1 protein-coding gene and 1 pseudogene are annotated in these 516 nt (G+C 30.4%); both read right to left on the reverse strand.

Going from position 1 to position 516, the window contains the following annotated elements; translation table 11 throughout:
• A partial coding sequence (locus ACWHAR_RS32050; protein ID WP_452089044.1) for a DUF6792 domain-containing protein occupies window positions 1-272 on the reverse strand: 272 nt, incomplete at its 3' end.
• 1 nt (window position 273) lies between these two features.
• Window positions 274-516: pseudogene (locus ACWHAR_RS32055) on the reverse strand (lipoprotein YvcA); the annotation flags it as partial.

A 516-nucleotide genomic window follows, 5' to 3' on the forward strand; every position in this document is an offset into this window, starting at 1 on the left:
GTTCCATCGTAACCTGATTCTCTGGTCGAACTTTGTATACTTGTATTCTGATTTACAAGTTCATTGGAGGTGTAAATTTCAATTTTCATATTCTCAGGAAGATCGTGGTGGGTTTCCTCTTTATAAATTCTGCGTATATCTGCTTCGAAATCCTTCTTAGCTTTCTTAACTTCACTATCAATAGTTGAGGCAAACTTTTGTTTATAGTCATATTCTAAATCAATTAGCCTTAACTTTACGTTCTCATTCTCAAATACATTTTTATTTCCCATCTTATTTCTCCTTTTTATCTATTAAAAAGGTGATAGAATTAATTAATTTCTCAACTTTATTTTTAGCCTTTTCTTCATCTAAGGAGCATGGTTGATTTTCATTTTTGCATCCAAGAGTAAAGGCGTATTCTACTCCTAAGTTATCTTCTTCTGTAGACTTAACATATCCAAAATAACTGTATGAATAATTATATTTTCTATCAATATCGTCAAAGATGTCTTTTTTCTTGGCAGTGTAAATATC

It is taken from the genome of Bacillus sp. LR--39, assembly GCF_053613335.1.